The organism is Tardiphaga sp. GW822-FHT04G09, assembly GCF_058800725.1.
Map to the genome: position 1 here is coordinate 264,327 of NZ_JBXAMO010000001.1, position 18,914 is coordinate 283,240.

General features: G+C 62.6%; 21 protein-coding genes and 1 tRNA gene. 16 read left to right on the forward strand and 6 right to left on the reverse strand.

The window, feature by feature from the left end; translation table 11 throughout:
- Positions 1 to 58: 58 nt before the first annotated feature.
- The 7 genes from AC1RLZ_RS01170 to AC1RLZ_RS01200 all read left to right on the forward strand — a co-directional run bounded on the left by AC1RLZ_RS01170 (position 59) and on the right by AC1RLZ_RS01200 (position 7,158).
- Positions 59 to 580: an MOSC domain-containing protein gene (locus tag AC1RLZ_RS01170; protein ID WP_493187148.1), complete on the forward strand. Its 522-nt coding sequence runs from the start codon at positions 59 to 61 to the stop codon at positions 578 to 580.
- Entirely contained in the window at positions 577 to 1,533 is a 957-nt protein-coding gene (locus AC1RLZ_RS01175) for a PDR/VanB family oxidoreductase (RefSeq protein WP_493187149.1), read from the forward strand. Before AC1RLZ_RS01170 ends, AC1RLZ_RS01175 begins: the two co-directional genes overlap by 4 nt.
- A gap of 288 nt (positions 1,534 to 1,821) precedes the next feature.
- Positions 1,822 to 2,850: a 2-keto-3-deoxygluconate permease gene (locus AC1RLZ_RS01180; protein WP_371423867.1), complete on the forward strand. Its 1,029-nt coding sequence runs from the start codon at positions 1,822 to 1,824 to the stop codon at positions 2,848 to 2,850.
- Between the two features lies 1 nt (position 2,851).
- Positions 2,852 to 4,102, forward strand: a complete 1,251-nt coding sequence (locus AC1RLZ_RS01185) for a four-carbon acid sugar kinase family protein (RefSeq protein ID WP_493187150.1) — start codon at positions 2,852 to 2,854, stop codon at positions 4,100 to 4,102.
- Positions 4,099 to 5,100 carry a 4-hydroxythreonine-4-phosphate dehydrogenase PdxA gene (pdxA, locus tag AC1RLZ_RS01190; RefSeq protein ID WP_493187151.1) on the forward strand — a complete coding sequence of 334 codons (1,002 nt, stop codon included), beginning with the start codon at positions 4,099 to 4,101 and terminating at the stop codon, positions 5,098 to 5,100. The genes AC1RLZ_RS01185 and pdxA overlap by 4 nt, the downstream gene beginning before the upstream one ends.
- 212 nt (positions 5,101 to 5,312) lie before the next feature.
- Positions 5,313 to 6,077, forward strand: coding sequence for a DeoR/GlpR family DNA-binding transcription regulator (locus tag AC1RLZ_RS01195; protein WP_493187152.1), 765 nt, complete (start codon positions 5,313 to 5,315; stop codon positions 6,075 to 6,077).
- Positions 6,078 to 6,225: 148 nt separating this feature from the next.
- The gene (locus AC1RLZ_RS01200; protein ID WP_493187153.1) at positions 6,226 to 7,158 is read left to right on the forward strand and encodes a hypothetical protein; all 933 of its coding nucleotides are present in this window, start codon (positions 6,226 to 6,228) and stop codon (positions 7,156 to 7,158) included.
- Positions 7,159 to 7,174: 16 nt separating this feature from the next.
- Here the strand turns inward: AC1RLZ_RS01200 and AC1RLZ_RS01205 are convergent.
- Positions 7,175 to 7,262 (reverse strand) — tRNA-Leu (locus tag AC1RLZ_RS01205).
- Between the two features lie 182 nt (positions 7,263 to 7,444).
- Between AC1RLZ_RS01205 and AC1RLZ_RS01210 the strand changes: the two genes are divergently transcribed.
- The gene (locus AC1RLZ_RS01210) at positions 7,445 to 7,858 is read left to right on the forward strand and encodes a twin-arginine translocation pathway signal (protein WP_493187154.1); all 414 of its coding nucleotides are present in this window, start codon (positions 7,445 to 7,447) and stop codon (positions 7,856 to 7,858) included.
- 10 nt (positions 7,859 to 7,868) lie between these two features.
- On the opposite strand, the gene AC1RLZ_RS01215 is transcribed toward AC1RLZ_RS01210, so the two are convergent.
- Positions 7,869 to 9,035, reverse strand: coding sequence for an FAD-dependent monooxygenase (locus AC1RLZ_RS01215; protein ID WP_493187155.1), 1,167 nt, complete (start codon positions 9,033 to 9,035; stop codon positions 7,869 to 7,871).
- Positions 9,036 to 9,044: 9 nt separating this feature from the next.
- Positions 9,045 to 9,290 (reverse strand): zinc-finger domain-containing protein, encoded by a 246-nt coding sequence (locus AC1RLZ_RS01220; protein ID WP_092146933.1) that lies wholly within the window; start codon positions 9,288 to 9,290, stop codon positions 9,045 to 9,047.
- A 240-nt stretch (positions 9,291 to 9,530) separates the two neighbouring features.
- Between AC1RLZ_RS01220 and AC1RLZ_RS01225 the strand changes: the two genes are divergently transcribed.
- From AC1RLZ_RS01225 to AC1RLZ_RS01240, 4 genes are all read left to right on the forward strand, one after another.
- A complete protein-coding gene (locus AC1RLZ_RS01225; RefSeq protein WP_493187156.1) occupies positions 9,531 to 10,739 on the forward strand; it encodes a hypothetical protein in 1,209 nt (402 codons plus the stop codon).
- Between the two features lie 66 nt (positions 10,740 to 10,805).
- Positions 10,806 to 11,558: an alpha/beta fold hydrolase gene (locus AC1RLZ_RS01230; protein ID WP_493187157.1), complete on the forward strand. Its 753-nt coding sequence runs from the start codon at positions 10,806 to 10,808 to the stop codon at positions 11,556 to 11,558.
- A gap of 220 nt (positions 11,559 to 11,778) precedes the next feature.
- Positions 11,779 to 12,606 (forward strand): serine O-acetyltransferase, encoded by an 828-nt coding sequence (gene cysE, locus AC1RLZ_RS01235; RefSeq protein ID WP_493187158.1) that lies wholly within the window; start codon positions 11,779 to 11,781, stop codon positions 12,604 to 12,606.
- Between the two features lie 174 nt (positions 12,607 to 12,780).
- A complete protein-coding gene (locus AC1RLZ_RS01240; protein ID WP_068736180.1) occupies positions 12,781 to 12,999 on the forward strand; it encodes a DUF3126 family protein in 219 nt (72 codons plus the stop codon).
- A 1,178-nt stretch (positions 13,000 to 14,177) separates the two neighbouring features.
- Here AC1RLZ_RS01240 and AC1RLZ_RS01245 read toward each other — a convergent pair.
- Entirely contained in the window at positions 14,178 to 14,888 is a 711-nt protein-coding gene (locus AC1RLZ_RS01245; protein ID WP_493187159.1) for a hypothetical protein, read from the reverse strand.
- 227 nt (positions 14,889 to 15,115) lie between these two features.
- Here AC1RLZ_RS01245 and AC1RLZ_RS01250 point away from each other — a divergent pair, with 227 nt between their 5' ends.
- The 4 genes from AC1RLZ_RS01250 (at position 15,116) to AC1RLZ_RS01265 (ending at position 17,047) form a co-directional block, all read left to right on the forward strand.
- Entirely contained in the window at positions 15,116 to 15,445 is a 330-nt protein-coding gene (locus AC1RLZ_RS01250) for a DUF6949 family protein (protein WP_371424555.1), read from the forward strand.
- Positions 15,446 to 15,493: 48 nt separating this feature from the next.
- The gene (locus AC1RLZ_RS01255) at positions 15,494 to 16,024 is read left to right on the forward strand and encodes a gamma carbonic anhydrase family protein (RefSeq protein ID WP_493187160.1); all 531 of its coding nucleotides are present in this window, start codon (positions 15,494 to 15,496) and stop codon (positions 16,022 to 16,024) included.
- Positions 16,025 to 16,350: 326 nt separating this feature from the next.
- Positions 16,351 to 16,728: a hypothetical protein gene (locus tag AC1RLZ_RS01260; protein ID WP_493187161.1), complete on the forward strand. Its 378-nt coding sequence runs from the start codon at positions 16,351 to 16,353 to the stop codon at positions 16,726 to 16,728.
- Between the two features lie 130 nt (positions 16,729 to 16,858).
- Positions 16,859 to 17,047, forward strand: coding sequence for a hypothetical protein (locus AC1RLZ_RS01265; protein ID WP_371424558.1), 189 nt, complete (start codon positions 16,859 to 16,861; stop codon positions 17,045 to 17,047).
- Between the two features lie 206 nt (positions 17,048 to 17,253).
- Here the strand turns inward: AC1RLZ_RS01265 and AC1RLZ_RS01270 are convergent, their stop codons facing one another.
- Together AC1RLZ_RS01270 and AC1RLZ_RS01275 are read right to left on the reverse strand one after the other, a co-directional pair.
- Complete coding sequence (locus AC1RLZ_RS01270; RefSeq protein WP_493187162.1) at positions 17,254 to 17,877, reverse strand: transglutaminase-like cysteine peptidase; 624 nt, start codon at positions 17,875 to 17,877, stop codon at positions 17,254 to 17,256.
- A gap of 330 nt (positions 17,878 to 18,207) precedes the next feature.
- Positions 18,208 to 18,822: a PilZ domain-containing protein gene (locus AC1RLZ_RS01275; protein ID WP_493187516.1), complete on the reverse strand. Its 615-nt coding sequence runs from the start codon at positions 18,820 to 18,822 to the stop codon at positions 18,208 to 18,210.
- Positions 18,823 to 18,914: the final 92 nt, after the last annotated feature.

Consider the following 18,914-nt stretch of genomic DNA (forward strand, 5'->3'; position numbering starts at 1 on the left):
CGTTCTTCCTTGGCCCGCCGATGACTGCGATGATGACATCCGCAGAAGGAGTTGAGCGATGCTCGATATGTTGACTGCCAAACCCGTACCCGGCGCCGTGGTCCCGTCATGGACCGGCGTGGTGCGCTATCTTCACGTCACGCCGCGCGCGTTCCTGCCGATGCGTGAAATGCCCGAACTAACTTTGATCGCCGACAAGGGCATCGAGGGCGACCGCTACATGATCGGCCGCGAGGAGGGGTTCTATTCGCACAAGCCCGAGGAGGGGCGTCAGGTTACTTTGTTCGAATATGAGACGCTGGTGGCCCTGAAGCGCGATCACAATATCGATCTCGCTCCCGCAGAACATCGCCGCAATGTCACCGTGTCCGGCGTGCCGCTGACGCATCTGGTCGGTCGCCGGTTCTGGCTCGGCGAGACACTGCTGGAATCGACACGGTTGTCGATCCCGTGCCGGCATATCGAGGAGATCACCGGCAAGGCGATTTTCGATCCGCTGATCAATCGCTCCGGCCTCAACTGCAAGATCCTGCAGGGCGGCACCGTGCGCGTCGGCGATGCCGTGCGGAACGTGCAATGAGCGCGTTGCCGATCACCAGGGTCAGGACCATCGTCGACAAGATCGAGGACGGCGGCAGGGACATCAAGGTGTTCTCGCTGGTCGATCCCGATCGCTGGGAGCTGCCGCCGTTCCGGCCGGGCGCACATATCGATCTGCATCTGCCCGGTGGGTTGGTGCGGACCTATTCGCTCTGCAACGATCCCGCCGATGACAGGCGCTATGTCGTTGCGGTGAAGCGCGAGGCCGGAGGGCGGGGCGGTTCCATCGTGCTGCATGACGAGGTCAAGGTCGGCGATACGATCGGCGTCACGCTGCCGCGCGGCGGACTCGATCTCGCCGCGGACGTGACACGCTTTACTTTCGTCGGCGGCGGCATCGGCGTGACACCGTTTCTGTCGGCCGCGGCCTGGCTCAAGCGCACCGGCCGTTCGAACTTCATCCTGCACATGATTGCGCGCGGCGCGCCGCCACTTGCCGATTGGCTCGCGCCGTTGCGCGAGTCCGGTCATGTGGTGATCCACGATACATCCGTCGGGCAACGTCCGGACGTGGCGGGGCTGATTGGCAGGCCGCTGTCGGATGTTGCGCTCGCCTGCTGCGGTCCCGACGCCATGATCGACGACTTCGAACAAGCGTCACGCGATTGGCCCGCCGACTGTGTTCATATCGAGCGCTTCGTGCCGCCACCGCTGCCGGTCGATCCGGATGCGAAGCCTTATGTGCTCGCGCTGGCGAGGTCGCAGCGGGAAATCACTGTGGCGGCAGGGCAGACCATGCTGTCGGCGCTGACAGATATCGGCATCGACGTGCCCGCATCCTGTTGCGGCGGTATCTGCGGCTCCTGCAAGGTGGACTGGCTGGAAGGGCAGCCGGTGCATCGCGACCGTGTGCTGTCGCCGGCGGAGCGCGAACGCAGCCTGCTGGTCTGCGTGGCAGGGTCGGCGAAGGACCGCCTCGTTCTCGATCTCTAATTCATCGACCTGAGGGCCAAACAGGCGGCAGCGGTTCACCCGTTGCCGCCTGTTTGCGTTCCAGGCCGCGCATTGCAAGGCTCGACGTTCCGGTCAGCGAAACGGCCGCTGTGGATAGCTTACGGAAATACCTTGATCGCTTAACTAATTTTTAGAAATTGCGCAAATTGCGCAAAAAGTGTTTGATGTCTGCGTAATTTGCGCATATCGGGCGATGTGCGCAGGGGCTCCTGAGGGAAATTGCGCAGAATAATCAGTGACGCGCAGGACGCGGGAAGGAAATAGACCATGCAGATTCCAATTAAGCGGGCGATTGAGAAGGTGCCGGGCGGCATGATGACGGTGCCGCTGCTGATCGGCGCGCTGTTCGCGACTTTTGCCCCGACCACCCCGAAGTTCTTCGGCTCCTTCACCGGCGCGCTGTTCTCCGGCGGCGCCCTCAGCATCCTCGCCGTGTTCTATGTGTGCATGGGCGCCAGCATCGACTTCAAGGCGACGCCTTACATCGTGAAGAAGGGCGGCGCCCTGATGATCGTGAAGGTCGGCACCGCAATTATCTTGGGCCTGATCTTCGGCCGCTTCCTCGGTGAAGCGCCGGTCACCGCCGGCATCTTCGCAGGCGTGTCGACGCTGGCGATCGTCGCCGCCATGAACGACACTAATGGCGGTCTCTACATGGCGCTGATGGGCCAGTATGGCCGTCCGCGCGATGTCGGTGCCTACAGCATCATGACGCTGGAAAGCGGCCCGTTCCTGACCATGGTGACGCTCGGCGTTGCCGGTCTGTCGTCGTTCCAGTGGCCCGCCCTCGTGGGCGCCATCCTGCCGCTGGTGGCCGGCATGATCCTCGGTAATCTCGACCGCGAACTGCGCGACTTCCTCAGCAAGGCCGTGCCTGTGATGATCCCGTTCTTCGCCTTCGCGCTCGGCACCGGTCTCAACCTGACGCAGGTCTGGCAGGCGGGTCTGCTTGGCGTGGGCATGGGCGTTGCTGTCGTCATCGTGACCGGCATCCCGCTGTTCCTCGTTGACCGTCTCACCGGCGGCAACGGCGTTGCGGGTGTTGCTGCGGCGTCGACTGCCGGCAATGCGGCGGCTGTTCCTGCGATCGTCGCTGCGGCCAATCCGGCCTATGCGGATGCAGCCGGTCCGGCGACCATCCTCATCGCGGCCTGTGTGGTCGTGACCGCGATCCTGACGCCGATCCTCACCTCGTGGGTTGCCGGCATTGTCGGCCGCGATGTCGAGCCGGGCGAAGAGGCGGCGACGCCTGCTGCGCCGGGCGTCGCATCACCCGCACCTGTGGCTGGGCGCTAAGATGGCGGGTCGCTGGCTGATCCTCGCCGACGATCTTACTGGCGCAGCGGACTGCGCCATCGCCTTCGGTCGCCGCGGCCTTGCGGCTGCCGTGACCTGGGGCGAGATCGCAGGTGCCGGGGATCGCCAGCACCCGGTTCTCTCCTACGATGCAGCGAGCCGCGGCCTCACGGCCGAGGCCGCTGCGCGTCGGCACGCCGACGTGTTGCAACAATTGATGGAGCCGGACCGGCTCCTGTTCAAGAAAATCGACTCCACGCTGCGCGGGCAGCCGGCGTCCGAGACAGCGGCTGCGCTGGCGCATCTCAAGGCGCAGTCGGGTTCGGCCTTTGGTATCTTCGCGCCGGCCTTTCCGGCAACCAACCGGACCACGGTCGACGGCCGCGTCGTTGTTGGCGGTCGTCCGTTGGAAGAAGCCGAAGTGTGGAAGCGCGATCACACCTACGACACTGCCGACATTGCTGACGTGCTGGCGTCGGCTGGCGTGCGCAGCGAGAAGGTCCTGCTCGCGACCATTCGCGGCGGCCATCTCAAGGCGCACCTTGCGCGTATCGCGTCGGGTGACAGCGTCGTTGCCATCTGCGATGCCGAGACCGAGCACGACCTGCATCTGATCGCTGAAGCCAGCCTGAAGATTTCACCGGCGACGCTGTTCATCGGCAGTGCCGGGCTCGCGCATGCGCTGGCTGAGCTCGATGACGCCAGCGCCGCCGAGAAGCTCGAAATTCCGACCAGCACATACGGTACGCTGATCGTGGTCGGCTCGCTCGCGGGCGCGTCGCGCTCCGCAGCGCGCAAGCTGGTCGCCAGCGGCACCGTTACTCATCTGCCGGTTACACCCGAAGTCCTGCTCGGCGACAAGGCCGGACAGGCGGCATTGGCCACACGCGTGACCGAAGGATTGACCGCAGGCGGCGATGTGCTGGTCGAGATCGTGATGGATGATAATCCGAAAATGTCGCTCGGCCCGCAGCTTGCGCAGAATCTCGCCGATGCGCTGATGCCGGTGGCGTCCAGCATCGGCGCCTTTGCCGCCACCGGTGGCGAGACCGCCGCGGCGTTGCTGTCACGCTTCGGCGTCAACGGCATCCGTCTGGCCGACGAGATCGAGCCCGGCGTTTCGCTCGGGCTGACGCTTGGTGCATTGTCCGTTCCGATTGCCACCAAGGCTGGCGCCTTTGGCGACGAGAACAGCCTGATCAAAATTCGCGAACGTCTTCACACCGTCCGAACTCAAGGAAGCTTCACATGACCCGTCCGACCATTGCGATCACCATGGGCGATCCCGCAGGCATCGGGCCCGAAGTGATCATGAAGGCCTTCGCCCATCCGGAAATGCTCGCGATGTGCAATCCGCTGGTGATCGGCGACGCCAATCGCTTGCGCAAGGCCGGCGAGATTGTCGGCGCCAGGATCGGCGTCGACTCGCTCGCCGATGCAAAGGCGGCGAATTTCGCCTCGAACAACGTGCAGTGCGTGGATTTGAAGATCGTGCCCGATGACCTGCCGTTCGGGCAGAACTCCCCGATCGCAGGCGAGGCGGCCTACCGCTTCATCGAGAAGGCCGTCGAGATCGTCCAGGCCGGCATCGCGCAGGGCATCTGCACCGCGCCGCTGTCCAAGGAAGCACTGCATGCGGCCGGCCACAAATATCCCGGCCATACCGAACTGCTCGCACATCTGACCGGCACGCCGGAAGTCTCGATGATGCTGGTGTCGCCGAAGCTGCGCGTGATTCACGTGACAACGCATATCGGCCTGATCGACGCCATCAAGAAGATCGAGCCGGGTCTCGTCGAACGCGTCATCACCCGCGGCCATGAAGTGCTGGTGAAGGCCGGCATCAAGAACCCGAAGATCGGCGTTTGCGCCATCAACCCGCATGCGGGTGAAAACGGCCTGTTCGGCTATGGCGAGGAAGCCGAGAAGATCACGCCCGCTGTCGAAGCCTGCCAGAAGAAGGGCTGGGACGTGCGCGGTCCGTTGCCGGCGGATACGCTGTTCTTCCTCGCCGGGCGCGGCGACTACGACATGGTGGTGGCGATGTATCACGATCAGGGCCATGGCCCGATCAAGGTGCTGGGCCTGGAATCCGGTGTGAACATCACGGTCGGTCTGCCGGTCATCCGCACCTCGGTCGATCACGGCACTGCCTTCGACATCGCCGGCAAGGGCATCGCCGATGAGCGGAGCCTTCTGGAGGCATTGCGGCAGGCGGTGGATCTCGCGCCGGGCGCCAAGGCGGCGTAACTCGGCGCTGTCATTCCCCGGCACACCAATTGGTGTGCCTGAGGGCACGCGCTCTTGCGCGCGCACCTCAGCCACTCCAATAGGAGTGGCGGGGAATCCCGTTGTGCTTGAGCCATGCTGAGCTTCGTCGCCGCGAAGGCGCGGCGACGCCCTCAGGCAAACCAATTGGTTTGCCGGGGAATGACGAGTGTGATGAGAGGGCAGGGACATCCATGTCGATGCGCAGCAAGGAACGTCGTGCACGCCTGCTGGACGCGCTGAATGCGGGAGAGATCGATGTCGACGATCTCGCGCGGCGCTTCAAAGTGTCCGGCTCCACCGTGCGGCGCGACCTGCAGCATCTCTCAAAGAACAATGCGGTGCGCCGCACTTACGGCGGTGCGATTCTCACCGGTCATGTCGCAGAGACGACGCTCGACCAGCGCATCTCGGTTCAGGGCAAGGAGAAGCAGGCCATCGCGCGTGCCGCAATCGACCTGATCGAGGACGGCGACACGCTGATCCTCGATGCTGGATCGACGGTTGCGGCATTCGGCAAGCTGCTGCTGCAGCGCCGTCTGCGCATCATCACCAATAATATTGCGCTGTTGCCCTTTCTCGCCAAGGCACCAAGCATCGAGCTCGTGGTGCTGGGCGGCGCGCTGCGCTCGACCAGCATGAGCACCATGGGACCCTTGGCCACCGAAGGGCTGCGGCGTCTCACCGCCGACCGCGCCATCATGAGCGCCGACGGCGTGGTCAGCGGCCGTGGATTGTGCGAGGCGGATCTCGATCAGGTCGCCTTGAAGTCCCTGATGATGCAGCAGGCCAAGGAGGTCATCGTGCTCGCCGACGCCGGCAAGCTTGGCCGCGCCGAACAGGACGCCTGGGCACCGCTGCCGCCGCGCTGGACGCTGGTGACGGGCGCGGGCGCACCAGCGGATCAGCGGAAGCTGATGGAGGGGGCAGGGGCGCGGATCGTCGTGGCGGGGGCGTAATTATTCTAGATATTCCACCGTCGAACAATTGTTGTCGTTTTCGGCTTCTTCATTTTTTGGTCCTCTGCGGCGGCCTCCGAGGTCTGTGGACACATACATTGAGTTTTACTATTTAAGGTTGTATTTTGCGGTTCTTTCGGAGCGAAGTATGGCCTTCTATTTCTTCCCGCCAACGCGAGTGGCAACCACGCAGATTACGGAGATTTTTGATTTTGTTTGGCCAACGGCGGCTGCTCTCTGGAACCTGCGTTGGCAAGTCGGAGGATTTTTACAAGAGATACCCGACGCGACGCCGAAGCAGCTGCACGACCGTTTCGTCTTCGGCAGCGCCATTCATGGAACCGATTTAAAGAAGGCGTGTGTTGAGACGAGATGGGACGACCAGAAACATCATATGTCGGGATTATCGCTTACCAACGCGTTTGCGGTCTACGAGCACTGGGCCGACGAGATACTGAAATGCGTCGGGATGCCCAGCGGCAGAGGGAAAAGACTACAATTCAATGATCGTCCAGGTAAGCCGGGTTTATCAGCGACGCTCCAGCAGCTGTGCGCGACCGAATCTGCGACGATAAAGGCAGCTTTCTATCCAACATATGCAAGCAGTCCTAAATGCTCCCTGCCAATTATTGAAAATCTTGTTACGTGCTATCGATTCTTCAAGGAATTGAGAAATGCACAGATGCATAACGGCGGGTTAGCCACCAGAGAGGCCGTGGACGCTTACAACGCTTTTGTCCCTGTTTCTGACAAAGTGTCATTGGGGATGAAGGGAGATTTGGTCTTCGATCCGGTTATCGAAGATCAACGAATAACCCTTCATCTGCGAGGTGTGGTTGGCTTCTGCGACGTGCTCTTCCGGTTGATAGTAACTGTCGATGCGCAACTTTGCCGATGTGTTGCCGCGGAAGATGTGCTCGAGAAGGCATTGCGAAAAAATAGAAGCAGAACGCTCAGCAGTAAGCCTGCCCGGAGGAATTTACAGCTGCTAAATCACATACATGCGGCTAGGCTGCCGAAGCCGCTCGATGTGGACGTGGTCAGGCAATTCATGCTGTCAAAGAAGATTATCACCATTTAACTCGTTCAGGTGGAGTTGGTGCGGGCGGCCGGACTCGAACCGGCACAGCTCTCTCGAACCGAGGGATTTTAAGTCCCTTGCGTCTACCATTTCGCCACGCCCGCTGTCGTTCTATTGATTCCGATAGATCGACGTCCATCTGGGGGACGCTATCTGCATAACGGAGGCGCGCGCTGAAAGCAAAACCGGTCTTTCCGATAGATTCAGGGGCCGTTTTGCTCAGCCTCAATCCGGCCACCGGCGGCTGCTTTACGCAACGTCAATCCTGCCCGGCTAGAAAGTCCCGATGATCGCATCTCCGCCCCGTTTCCGCCTGCCGACGCGCGCTGCCGCGATGGCGTCGTTGCTCGTTCTGGCCGGATATCTCGGCGGCTGCGCGAGCATGGGTGACGGCATGGTGTCGGGCGCCTTTGTCGATCCCGCGAAATACGATCTTTATGACTGCAAGCAGCTCGAGACCGAGCGGAAGTCGCTTGCGACGCGGACGGCGGAATTGCAGGGGCTGATCGACAAGGCCCAGACCGGTACGGGCGGGGCGGTGGTCAGCGAACTTGCCTATCGCAACGATTACATCTCGACGCGGGCGCAGGCCAAGCTGGCGGAAGAGAACTGGCACAAGAGCAAATGCGTGGAGAGCCCACCGGCCGCTCCCGTCAAGCCAGCGCCTGCCGCGGCAAGACGATCAGGCGCGCGCTCCTGAGCCGTCCGGCTCAAAGTCTCCAGTTATAGATCCAGTCCTGCCGCGCCTGCAGGCGCTCGGCGCCGAGCGCGCGCATCGTGAGGTCCCGTGCCAGCGCCATCGGGCCGCGCAGGTGATAGATCTGGCCCGATTGCCGGGCGGTGCGCTGGACGCGCGCGACGCGCGGCTGCCGCAGCGCCGCGTAGCGCTCCAGTGCGGGCGCGATGGCTGCCGCATCGTCGCCGACCGGGCCAAGACACGCCGCCAGCACCGCCGCATCCTCGATGGCCATGCCCGCGCCCTGCGCTGCGAAAGGCAGCATCGCATGGGCAGCATCGCCGAGCAGCGCCACGGAGCCTTCATGCCACATGCCGCCATCCGGCAGTGTGAACAGCGGCCAGCGCCGCCAGTTATCGACGCTGTCGATGATGTTGCGTGCCCTGGCGGGCCAGCGCGAGGCTGCAAAATGCCGGCGGATCTCGCTGGCATCGCCAGCATCGCTGCTGCCGGGCTGCATCACGGCGCCGGGCATGATCGCGACCATGTTGATCCGCTCGCCCGATGACACCGGATAGACCACGAGATGGGCCTTGGGCCCCATCCAGAGCTGGACACCGCGGGGGATCAGGTCGCTTTTCAGCCGGCGCGTTTCCAGCGTGCCCCGCCAGGCGATCAGGCCGGAGAAATGCGGCTGCGTTTCGGGAAACAGTTGTCGCCGCACGAAAGACCACGCGCCATCGGCGCCGATCACGGCCAGCGCCGGCTCGCCGTTGACGATGATACCGGCCGGCGTGGCGCGGAGACTGTCCACGGGGCAGCCAAGGCGCAGTTCGATGTCGGGATGCGCAGTGACTGCGCCAAGCAAGGCGGATTGCAGATCGGCGCGATGCACCAGCCAGTAGGGCGCATCGTTATCCGCGCGTTCGAGCGGCAGGCGGATCACCTCGCCGCCGCTGCGCGCAGTCATGATACTCACACTGGCCGGCGTCGTGACATGGGGCGCAAGGCGCGGTTGCAGGCCCAGGCCGATCAGTATGCGGGTCGCATTGGGCGAGAGCTGCAGGCCGGCACCGGCTTCTTCGAGCCGCCCGGTCTTCTCACAGATGAGGACGCGAAAACCCTTGGCGGCCAACGCCAGCGCGGCCGTCAGTCCGCCGATGCCCGCACCAGCGATGACGATGGTGCGCGGCGCCGTCACGGCCGGGAATCAGGCGACCTTGTCTTTCACCACGCATTCCGGCGGGCGGGACTGGCCGGCAGCGAGATCGGCGGCAAAGCGATACAGGGTCGAGCAATATGGACAGATGATTTCGTTGTCATTGCCGAGGTCGAGGAAGACATGCGGATGATCGAACGGCGGATTGGCACCCACGCACATGAATTCCTGCGAGCCGATCTCAATGATCGGAACGCCGGCGTCATTGTGAAAGTGCGGAACCACGTGGTCGGACATCTTCTCTACCTTTGCTCGCAACAGCCGCGGGCGTATGAGCCGGCGCGCCATTCAGTGCGGCGCACCATACTGGTCCGGAACCATGATTCCTAGACCGCGCAGGGGTCATTCATTCGTGGAAATTCGACACAATTCGGGTGTCTCCGAACAGCCCTTCTTTCGTCGGGGCAGTTGTCCCCCGAACATGACGCACCATGTCTGAAGAGGTGCAGGAATAGGGATGAATAGGGTTTTTTCACGATGTGGTTCCGACTCGACACAGCTTTGACGGGGATCGCGGTCTGCGCGACCGTCGGCCTGCTGTTGCTGCCGCAGGCCCGCGATGCCGGTGCCGTGCTGGCCGCGCAGGATGATCCCGTCGCCCTGGCCGATGCGCAACTCAGCTCTGCATTGCGGAATGATCCCGCACTGCTCGCCCGTAATATCGAGGAGGCGCTCGCGGCCGGGGATGCCGACCTCGCGAAGAGCTTTGCCGATGTTGCGGCTGCCAGAAATGTTCGGCTGCCGGACGATCTTTCCAGGCGTGTGGCGGATGCGGTCGCCGACGAGAATTCGGCGTCCCATTTCGCTAGCCGCTTTGCCACCGGTTTTGTTACCGGCAATGCCGACGATGTCGGCAGCCTGTCCGGCACGGTCGCCGGCGACCTGTTCGTTTTCGGCGATATCCGCGACGTGGTGCGCGAGGGCAAGCATCTGGCGATGGGTGAGGACACCGATCACCTGATCCTCGGCCTTGCCGCTGCCGGTCTTGCGGTGACGGCCGCGACCTATGTCAGCGTCGGCGGTGTCGCGCCCGTGCGTGCGGGTCTCACGCTGGTGAAGGATGCGCGCAAGGTCGGGCGGATCGGCGAGGGGCTCACCGCCTGGGCGGCACGCTCGGCGCGCGGCGTGGTGGATGGTCCGATGCTGCGTGCGGCGGTGGCCGATGCTTCCGTGCTGCGTCCGGGCCAGACCATCACCGCGGTGAAGGCTGCTTTCCGCACCGAGAAGGCGGGCGGCATCGTGCGGCTCGCCGGAGATGTCGGCCGTGTCGGCGAGAAGGCTGGCACGCGCGGCGCGCTCGATGCGCTGCGCATCGCCCAGAGCCCGAAGGATGTGACGCGCGCGGCGCGCCTCGCGACCGCCAAAGGCGGCCAGACCCGCGCGATCATGAAGATGTTCGGCCGTGGTGCGCTGGTGCTGGCGGCTGGCGCGTTCAATCTGTCGATGTGGGTGTTCTGGGCGCTGTTCGCACTGCTCGGATTTGTCGTCTCCATCAAGGCGACCACCGAGCGCATCACCTGGTCGTGGCTGCAGCGCTCCAGGGCGAAGCGCGCGCGCCGGGAGCTGGCGGTCCGTCAGGACGCGCTGCTTCAGGATATCTCACGCAAGGACGCATTGCTCAGGGACCTGGCTCTCCGCCATCCTGCCCCGGCCTGCTCACTGGCGCCGGTCCTCGCCCACGGGTAAACTACACGCTTCCCGCCACATTCCTTCTCTCAATCACCGATCTTCTCAACAATAACGGAATTCTGAATGCCGAGCTTTCACAACGGCGCTGTCGAAATTGCTTATCTCGATGAAGGCGAGGGCGATCCGATCGTTCTCGTGCACGGCTTTGCGTCGAGCAAGAACGTCAACTGGGTCTATCCGACCTGGGTGTCGGAGCTGAAGAAACACAATCGCCGCGTCATCGCGCTCGACAATCGCGGTCATGGCGAGTCCAGCAAGCTCTACGATTCCGAACAATACAGCATCGGCGCGATGGCCGCCGATGTGCGCGCGCTGCTCGCGCATCTCGGCATCGCGCGCACCGACATGATGGGCTATTCGATGGGCGCGCGCATCACCGCCTATATCGCCTACAGCCATCCCGAATTGATCCGCAGCGCGATCTTCGGCGGTCTCGGCATCGGCCTCATCAAGGGCGGCGGTCCCGGCGAGAACGTTGCGCTTGCGCTCGAGGCGGACTCGCTCGACGACGTCACCGATCCCGTCGGGCGCACCTTCCGCGCTTTCGCCGATCAGACCCGTTCGGATCGCCGCGCGCTCGCAGCCTGTCTGCGCGGATCCCGCCGGCTGATGACCAATGACGAAGCTGCGGCGATTAAAGTACCGTTGCTCATCGCCGTGGGTACAACCGACGAGATCAGTGGCTCCGCGCAGGAATTGCAGAAGGTCATTACCGGCTCCGAAGTGCTGGACATTCCGAACCGCGATCACATGCGTGCGGTGGGCGACCGCGTCTACAAGGAGGGCGTGCTGGATTTCCTGTCCCGCCGGCCGTGACAATCTCCGGCACGCATCTTGTTTTGATCACACGAGCGCCCACTTCTGATGCACGCCCGGTTTGTGGGCGGGGAGACTCGCGCCGGAAATGTCCGCTGTTTCAAAGTGTTAGCGGTTGATCTTCGGGCGGGCCGACATTCACGATGGCAGCAGCCGTGTCACGACAGCGACGCGTCTTGTGCTATAATCGACGCTGTATTCAGGAAATTGCGAGTCCGCCATGGCCGTGCAGAGCATCAATTCGCAGAATTCAAAACTCGCAACGCTGGATCCGATCTGGGATCGAATTCGCACCGAGGCGGAAGACATCGTCCATCGCGAGCCTGAGCTGGCGTCCTTCATCTATTCGACGGTGCTGCATCACAATCGTCTCGAAGACTCGGTGGTGCACCGCGTTGCCGAACGTCTCGATCATGCGGCGCTGTCCGGGGACCTGATCCGCCAGACCTTCGACGAGGCACTGCGCGACGAGCCCGATCTGGGTAACGCCTTCCGCGCCGATCTCGTCGCTGTGTTCGACCGCGATCCCGCCACCACGCGCTTCATCGATCCGCTGCTGTATTTCAAGGGCTTCCACGCCATCCAGGCGCATCGTCTGGCGCACTGGCTCTACCACAAGGGCCGCAAGGACTTTGCATGGTACATGCAGAGCCGCTCATCGGCCGCCTTCCAGACCGACATCAATCCCGCGGCAAAAATCGGCCGCGGCATCTTTCTTGACCATGCGACGGGCTTTGTTGTCGGCGAGACGGCCGTCATTGAAGACGATGTGTCGATCCTGCATGGCGTCACGCTCGGCGGCACCGGCAAGGAAAACGAGGATCGCCATCCGAAGATTCGTCACGGCGTGCTGATCGGCGCCGGCGCCAAGATTCTCGGCAATATCGAGGTCGGCCATTGCGCCCGCATCGCCGCGGGCTCGGTCGTCGTCAAGCCCGTGCCGCACAACGTCACCGTGGCGGGCGTGCCTGCGAAGATCGTCGGCGAGGCCGGCTGTTCGGAGCCGTCGCGCACCATGAACCAGATGCTGAATGCGACAGGACTCTGATTTTTGAGGCTGTGATTTTTTCGGCTTGCGATTTTCAAGCGCTGATATCGCACGCGTTTTCGTTCAGTTGTGGGATCGCGTGATTTTTCGAGAATCGGCCTAGCCGTGGCCGTCATCTCGCATTAAAGCTTCTCTCCATCAGCTCAACAGACATTAACTGCATTGGAGACACCTGTGGACGTTCAGGAAGTCAGAAAGCTCGACGCCTATCTCAAGCGCGTGTTCGGCAACCAGAAGCTCCGCGTCGTGCCGCGCCCGAAGAAGGACGACTCCGCCGAAGTCTATATCGGCGAGGAATTCATCGGCGTGCTGTTTGTCGATGACGAAGACGATGATCGCTCGTTCCAGTTCCAGATGGCGATCCTGGAAGAAGACCTCGTCGACAACGGCTGAGATCGCATCGAACCTGACTGCTACGGGTGACCCATCCGCGGTGGTCCGGCCTTGATCACGCTGCGCATCGAGTCCCGCTCCGGAGTCGCGACGCCACGCGCGCCACTCCACCTGGCGCGGCGGGAAATCCCGATCCGCACGCGTCATTCCGGGGGCGCGATACGCCGCCTTCGGCGTCTCCTCGCGTCCCGGAATGACAGTTTGGGACTGGCAAATGCCGCCAAACATTTTTTCCTATCCATATTGACAGCATCCCCATCTTGATTATTTTCCCCTGTGTCCTGCCCCACCGAGAGGGGCGATCGCGATCGTCACGATTGCGGGGCGGGATGCGGTGGACGCCGGAGATGCGGCGTCACGGGATGTGTGGGTAACGGCTGCCTGCGGGCAGGCCGCATCGTCTGTGGTCAGGATACCACTGGGACAGGCGGCACGGCCTGATTGCGGATGGAACGGGCCTGCGGATCAAGTGACGGACGACCAGATTCGAAACGCGTCCGGCCCAAGAGCTTGTGCTCCCCCGGCCCTGTCGCGCAGGGCCCAACAAGGGTGACCTTGATCGGTCGCCTGGGCAAGCATTCAGCAAGCCGACAAAACACCGCAGGCGGAACGTCGGGCACTGGCCCGTGCTTTCCGAAAGTCCTGATGCATACCCTTGCGGAAGACCGCATCGGCATCAGGCCCAGGGGTGCATCGGGCACCCGGCGTTCCGCACGCCCTCTCGCAGGGGGGGCGGGAATGCAGGCGACGACGGCGCCCCCGCGCCGCCAACAACAGGGGCGATGACGCATGTCTGAAGGGGTGTGGCTGTTTGACAGTCGAATCTGCGATGACGCCGAAGCGTCAGGCCGTAGGATGGGTAGAGCGCAGGCGCATCTTGCGCCGGAGCGAAACCCATCATTCACTTGCACAGAAAGCGATGGGTTTCGCTGCGCTCTACCCATCCTACGCTGTGCACCACCATGCCCGGTAACGCAGAAGCAAGTTCGGCCATGACGACCGAGAGCGTTACGCATGATCGTAGGATGGGGTGAGCGCAGGCGCATCTTGCGCCAGAGCGAAACCCATCATTCACGCGCACGAAAGCGATGGGTTTGGCGGAGTTTATCATCGGGCGCGCTTTGCGCGACCCGTTGGCTCACCCCATCCCACGATGAACGCAATCACGACGCGGGCGTTTACCGTAGCCCGCTGAGTTGCGTCGTCAGGCGATCCATCGCGTTGCCGACGTCGCGCCATTGCTCGAGCCAGGTGCGGGGAAAGCGGAAGATGAGATCTGCGCCGCCGATGCGGCGTTCGCTCATGCACATGCCGGGCGTGGCGCCGTCGCGCGTGCAGCGCGCCACCAGCGCCGGCGTCGTGCCGAGAAACAGATCTTCATTGCTGTAAGGCGAGTTGTCTCGGAATGGCTGCGTGGTCAGGCCGTCTTCGCTTGATGTCGCGCGGTCGATATAGCGCGGATAGATCGTACGCAGGCGCGCGTCCGGCGAGGTCGCATCGTGATGCGCCGAGATCGAGACGAAGATGCGATCGATCGGCTGCGCGTTCTCATCGAAATTCTCGACGCTGACATGTCTCGGCAGGTTGCTCGCTTCCAGCGACGGATAGACGTAGCTCAGATCGACGCGCTCCTGCGGCCCCGAATGTTTCTGCACCTTGCGGCGGAAGGCATGGGTCGGGACATTGAACAGCGTGGCGCCGACACTCACCGGAATGCGGTCGGGATCGCCGGGCTTCTGGCTCTGCCAGGTCGGCCACAACAGATAGGCCACCACCGCGATAGCGGGGGCTGCAAGCGCTGCACCGATCAGCATCGGCACGACGTGGTGGCGGCGGCGATGGCGGCGCCGCGGCCGCGTCGTCGGGTGGGTCGGAAACAGCAGAGACATGCGCACGCTAAATTGGAGCCGGGAGGGTGTAACGGGGGCGAATCAACCGCGAATATGCCAGCCGATGGTTAACGGCCTCGGGTACCTCGCTGCGGGCGGTACCCCGGAGCCATGCACGGTACGCAGTTCCTGATCGTGTCATTAACCCTTTATTAACGTTATGCTGGCGTGGAGCCTCGCGTTTTGCGATGCAGGGCGGTGTTTATACGTGTAGCGAAAGCCGTTTCATGTCTCCCGATGCGTTGAATTCATTTTTCCAGCTATGCATTGGTTTCGCCCTCGCAGGGGCCATTGCAAGCGCCTATCAAGCCTTCGCCAAACGCCCCCCGAGCTTCAGCCTGCTTCAGCAGGGGCCGACCCCTGAAGCCTTCGCGGCGGTGCCGCTGCTGGTCTTCACGGCGCCCTTCATCATCATGCGCAACACACTCCGCAACGGCGTGGCTGAACAGCATCGCATTCAGTTCGTGATGATCGCGACAGTGCTGGCCGGCTTCTGGAGCCTGATGTCCGGCACCTTCATCGTGATGGCCCTGGAAGCGCTGGGCATACTGGCCTAACCGCAAGAATCCATGGCAGTGTCTCCCGCAAAGGAGACCAGACAGACCATGGCAATCTACGAACTCGACGGGCAGGGACCGGATCTTCCGGCTAGCGGAAATTACTTCATCGCCGACACGGCCGACGTGATCGGCAAGATTCGTCTGCTGGAGCAGGCGAGTGTCTGGTTTGGCGCGGTGCTGCGCGGCGATAACGAATGGATCGAAATCGGTGAAGGCTCCAATGTGCAGGACAACTGTACGTGCCATACCGACAAGGGCTTCCCGCTGACTATCGGCAAGAACTGCACCGTCGGCCACAACGTGATCCTGCACGGCTGCACCATCGGGGATGGCGCGCTGATCGGCATGGGTTCGATCGTGATGAACGGTGCAAAAATCGGCAAGAACAGCATTGTCGGCGCCGGCTCGGTGATCACCGAAGGCAAGGAATTTCCGGAGAACTCGCTGATCATCGGATCGCCGGCGCGCGTCATCCGCACGCTGTCGCCCGAGCAAGTCACAGCGATGGGCAGCGCCGCGCGGTTCTATGCCGCCAATGGCTCGCGCTTCCGGAAGGGGATGAAGAAGATCGGCTAGCTGTGATCGCGCTGCGCGTAATCACCTCTTCGGCGGACGCGCCGGGACCGTGATTACGACAGCCGCGAGCGGGACCGGGAGGCGTCGCCCGGCGACAAGCGATGCAGCGGTCGATGCGCAGGATCGTGCCGTCGATCGCAAGGTGAAGAGCATCTGCAAGGGGGCTGGCACCCACGTTGCGCAGCAGGCGTTCAGCAACATGCGGCAACCGGCCAGTCGCGAACAAGTGACGGCGATTGGTCGTCACGCCGTGGCGGTTCACGAACGGAAGAGCTACCTATCCAGGAGGGGCGGCGCTGAAAGTGACCCGTGACGGAGTGTAGTCGATGTTACGCAAATTGGTGTTTGGTCTGTTGACCCTTGCCGCGGTCGCACTGGTCGCGCCGACAGCCGCATCGGCACGCGGTGGCGGCGGCGGAGGCTTTCACGGTGGCGGTGGTGGCTGGCACGGTGGTGGCGGTGGCTGGCATGGCGGCGGCGGTTGGCACGGTGGCGGATGGCGCGGTGCTGGTATCGGCATCGGGTTGGGTCTTGCCGGCGCCGGCCTCTATGGCGGTTACTACGGCTACGGCCCCTATGCGTATTACGGTGGGTACCCCTACGCGTATGGCGGTTACGATGACGAAGGCGGATGTTATCTGGTACGTCGACGCGTATGGACACCAGCCGGCTATCGCCTGCGTCGCGTCGAGGTCTGCGACTGATCTGCATCTCGACCGACGTCACCTGACTACCTCATTGGCTCCAGCATAGCTGCGCTGGAGCCGAGGCATAGCTTGTTTCATCGCTGGTTCGATCTTCTGGTACGCGTCTTGCTAAATCAGAACGATGACCATGACACTCGACATTTCCCATCTCACGCTTTTGTTTGTCGCCACGGTTTTTGCGCTGACGATGGCGTTTGTCTGGATGTTCGTTGAGTTCGAGCGCCGGTTCGGCAAGTGGTTTGCCGCAACCGCATTGGCGCGATTTGGCTATCGGCCCGATGGCCGTCTCAAGCGCGAGGCTCAGCGCCGCGACTGACGAGCCGTCTGCGCGAAAGGCGATATCGAAGCGACCGCTCTGCGCCGTCCCGTCGTGGTCCCACATGTTCGCTGCATATGTAAGGCTGCCGCGAGAACCCCAAAAAGTTGCGGCCAGCTCTTGGGGGAGAGCTGGCCGCGCGCGATCCGGTCTGGGACGGGGAGGGGTGGGGATGTGACCGGGTCGCGTGTCTGCAATTCGTTTGCTTAGCGATCCCGCGCGCTGGCCGTGGCCACTGCAGGACGATTGTCGCCGAGCGAGACCCACACATTCGGATCGCTCTGTGACTGGCGCTTGACGAAGCGGTAGCCGGTCTCGGTCCAGGCGACGACATTCTCATTCTGGTTGTCGAGAACGTATTCGCCCTTGTCGGTCTTCACCGTGAGCACGGCGTGGCCTTCGCCCTTCTTGTCGCGCACCACGGTGATCAGCAGTGCCTCGCGTGGCCAGCCCGCTTCGATCAGCATCTTGCGCTTCAGGAGCACGTAGTCCTCGCAGTCACCGTAACCATCAGTCGGCAGCGACCACTTCTCGATCACGCCCCAATGATCCATGTCGGTCATCGGCTTGACGGTCTCGTTGACCCAACGGTTGACCCGCACGAGATCCTTCCACGCGGTCTGCGTGATGACGATGTCGCGTGGCTGTGTTGCGCCACCGCGGCAGTCGGCCGGATTATCCGAACAGAATTCGACCCAGCCGATCGGTGCGCGCGTGCTGTCGCCCAGGCTTGCGTAGAGTTTTTCGTTGCCGGCACGTGCCGACGAAGTCACTCCAAGAAGGACTGCTAAAACGGCCAGTCCGAAATATCGCCCCTTGTTACCAAACATTGTGGCCCCCGTTTTCTTGTTGGGACCATGTTTCTCACAAAGGATTTTCGTCGCCGCTAAATCACTCAAGTACAATTGAAGCGATTACAAGTAAAAGGCGGGACGAATTCGAACTATACTTGAATCGAATGTGATTCAAATTTTAGCTAATGGCATTTGATTCAAATTTTACGCGTTAATGGCTGGAATGCTGCTATTCGGGAGTTTGCGCGCTGAAGGCGGCGTGAAATTAACGGCTCGCGATCGCGCGTAAACGATGCGCAACGGTATCCGCTGGCGCGGATAGCGCCTTTACGCATTGAAAAATCGGGGTTTGGGGCGTTCCGCCGTTTACCGGGCGTTGACGCTGTCTTCGAGCGTCTCTGCCAACTGCTCGTGGAAGAACTCCAGAGCGAAGCCCTCTTCGAGATGGCGGACCACGCGGGACTGGATTCGGCCGAGCATAACAATCGAGTTCAGCGGCGGACGCTTCTCTGCCGCAATGGCGGCGCCGGACAGCGACAGGTCGATAATGCGGCCGTTCATCTGGGCGCCATCCTCGAGGGTGAGGAGCGCGATCGGATTGCGTGGCACGATACGGTCGTGGCGACGGTCTTCCGGCAGATTGAGAATGTCTCGGTTGGCCAGCCAGGTCAGCTGCGCGGCCAGCTTGTCGCGTTTGCGCGGCGTCGCACCCACAGTCATGGCGAAACCGTTGTCGATGATCCGGGTGACTTTACCTTCGACGCGGCCGATATGGTCGAGATAGGCGATGACGCGGTCGCCCACATTGCCGATGCCGGGGCCGAGCAGCGCAAGGCCGCCGGGCGACATATTGATGACCTGGCACGGAAATTCGCGGCGATCCGGCAACATATAGCGGCCAAGCAGGTGCACCTTCACCCGCTGAAAGCGACGGCGTTCTTCTGCAGACGGAAGAATCGATTTTGTTTGCGCGAACGCCATCAGTGCCGTGCCGGTCATACGGGTGGAGTTTCGACCGACCCTACGGCCCGCAGGGTTAACGCCGCGTTAGCAAATACCGGCGTGGCGCAACC

Excerpts from the sequence above, each read along its gene's own strand:
- cysE (WP_493187158.1), top strand. The coding sequence starts at position 11,779 with ATGGCCGTGCAGAGCATCAATTCGCAGAATTCAAAACTCGCAACGCTG.
- pdxA (WP_493187151.1), top strand. The coding sequence starts at position 4,099 with ATGACCCGTCCGACCATTGCGATCACCATGGGCGATCCCGCAGGCATC.
- AC1RLZ_RS01180 (WP_371423867.1), top strand. The coding sequence starts at position 1,822 with ATGCAGATTCCAATTAAGCGGGCGATTGAGAAGGTGCCGGGCGGCATG.
- AC1RLZ_RS01195 (WP_493187152.1), top strand. The coding sequence starts at position 5,313 with ATGTCGATGCGCAGCAAGGAACGTCGTGCACGCCTGCTGGACGCGCTG.
- AC1RLZ_RS01260 (WP_493187161.1), top strand. The coding sequence starts at position 16,351 with ATGTTACGCAAATTGGTGTTTGGTCTGTTGACCCTTGCCGCGGTCGCA.
- AC1RLZ_RS01275 (WP_493187516.1), bottom strand. The coding sequence starts at position 18,822 with ATGGCGTTCGCGCAAACAAAATCGATTCTTCCGTCTGCAGAAGAACGC.
- AC1RLZ_RS01185 (WP_493187150.1), top strand. The coding sequence starts at position 2,852 with ATGGCGGGTCGCTGGCTGATCCTCGCCGACGATCTTACTGGCGCAGCG.
- AC1RLZ_RS01250 (WP_371424555.1), top strand. The coding sequence starts at position 15,116 with ATGTCTCCCGATGCGTTGAATTCATTTTTCCAGCTATGCATTGGTTTC.
- AC1RLZ_RS01270 (WP_493187162.1), bottom strand. The coding sequence starts at position 17,877 with ATGTTTGGTAACAAGGGGCGATATTTCGGACTGGCCGTTTTAGCAGTC.
- AC1RLZ_RS01265 (WP_371424558.1), top strand. The coding sequence starts at position 16,859 with ATGACACTCGACATTTCCCATCTCACGCTTTTGTTTGTCGCCACGGTT.
- AC1RLZ_RS01230 (WP_493187157.1), top strand. The coding sequence starts at position 10,806 with ATGCCGAGCTTTCACAACGGCGCTGTCGAAATTGCTTATCTCGATGAA.
- AC1RLZ_RS01245 (WP_493187159.1), bottom strand. The coding sequence starts at position 14,888 with ATGTCTCTGCTGTTTCCGACCCACCCGACGACGCGGCCGCGGCGCCGC.
- AC1RLZ_RS01225 (WP_493187156.1), top strand. The coding sequence starts at position 9,531 with ATGTGGTTCCGACTCGACACAGCTTTGACGGGGATCGCGGTCTGCGCG.
- AC1RLZ_RS01220 (WP_092146933.1), bottom strand. The coding sequence starts at position 9,290 with ATGTCCGACCACGTGGTTCCGCACTTTCACAATGACGCCGGCGTTCCG.
- AC1RLZ_RS01170 (WP_493187148.1), top strand. The coding sequence starts at position 59 with ATGCTCGATATGTTGACTGCCAAACCCGTACCCGGCGCCGTGGTCCCG.
- AC1RLZ_RS01200 (WP_493187153.1), top strand. The coding sequence starts at position 6,226 with ATGGCCTTCTATTTCTTCCCGCCAACGCGAGTGGCAACCACGCAGATT.
- AC1RLZ_RS01255 (WP_493187160.1), top strand. The coding sequence starts at position 15,494 with ATGGCAATCTACGAACTCGACGGGCAGGGACCGGATCTTCCGGCTAGC.
- AC1RLZ_RS01175 (WP_493187149.1), top strand. The coding sequence starts at position 577 with ATGAGCGCGTTGCCGATCACCAGGGTCAGGACCATCGTCGACAAGATC.
- AC1RLZ_RS01210 (WP_493187154.1), top strand. The coding sequence starts at position 7,445 with ATGATCGCATCTCCGCCCCGTTTCCGCCTGCCGACGCGCGCTGCCGCG.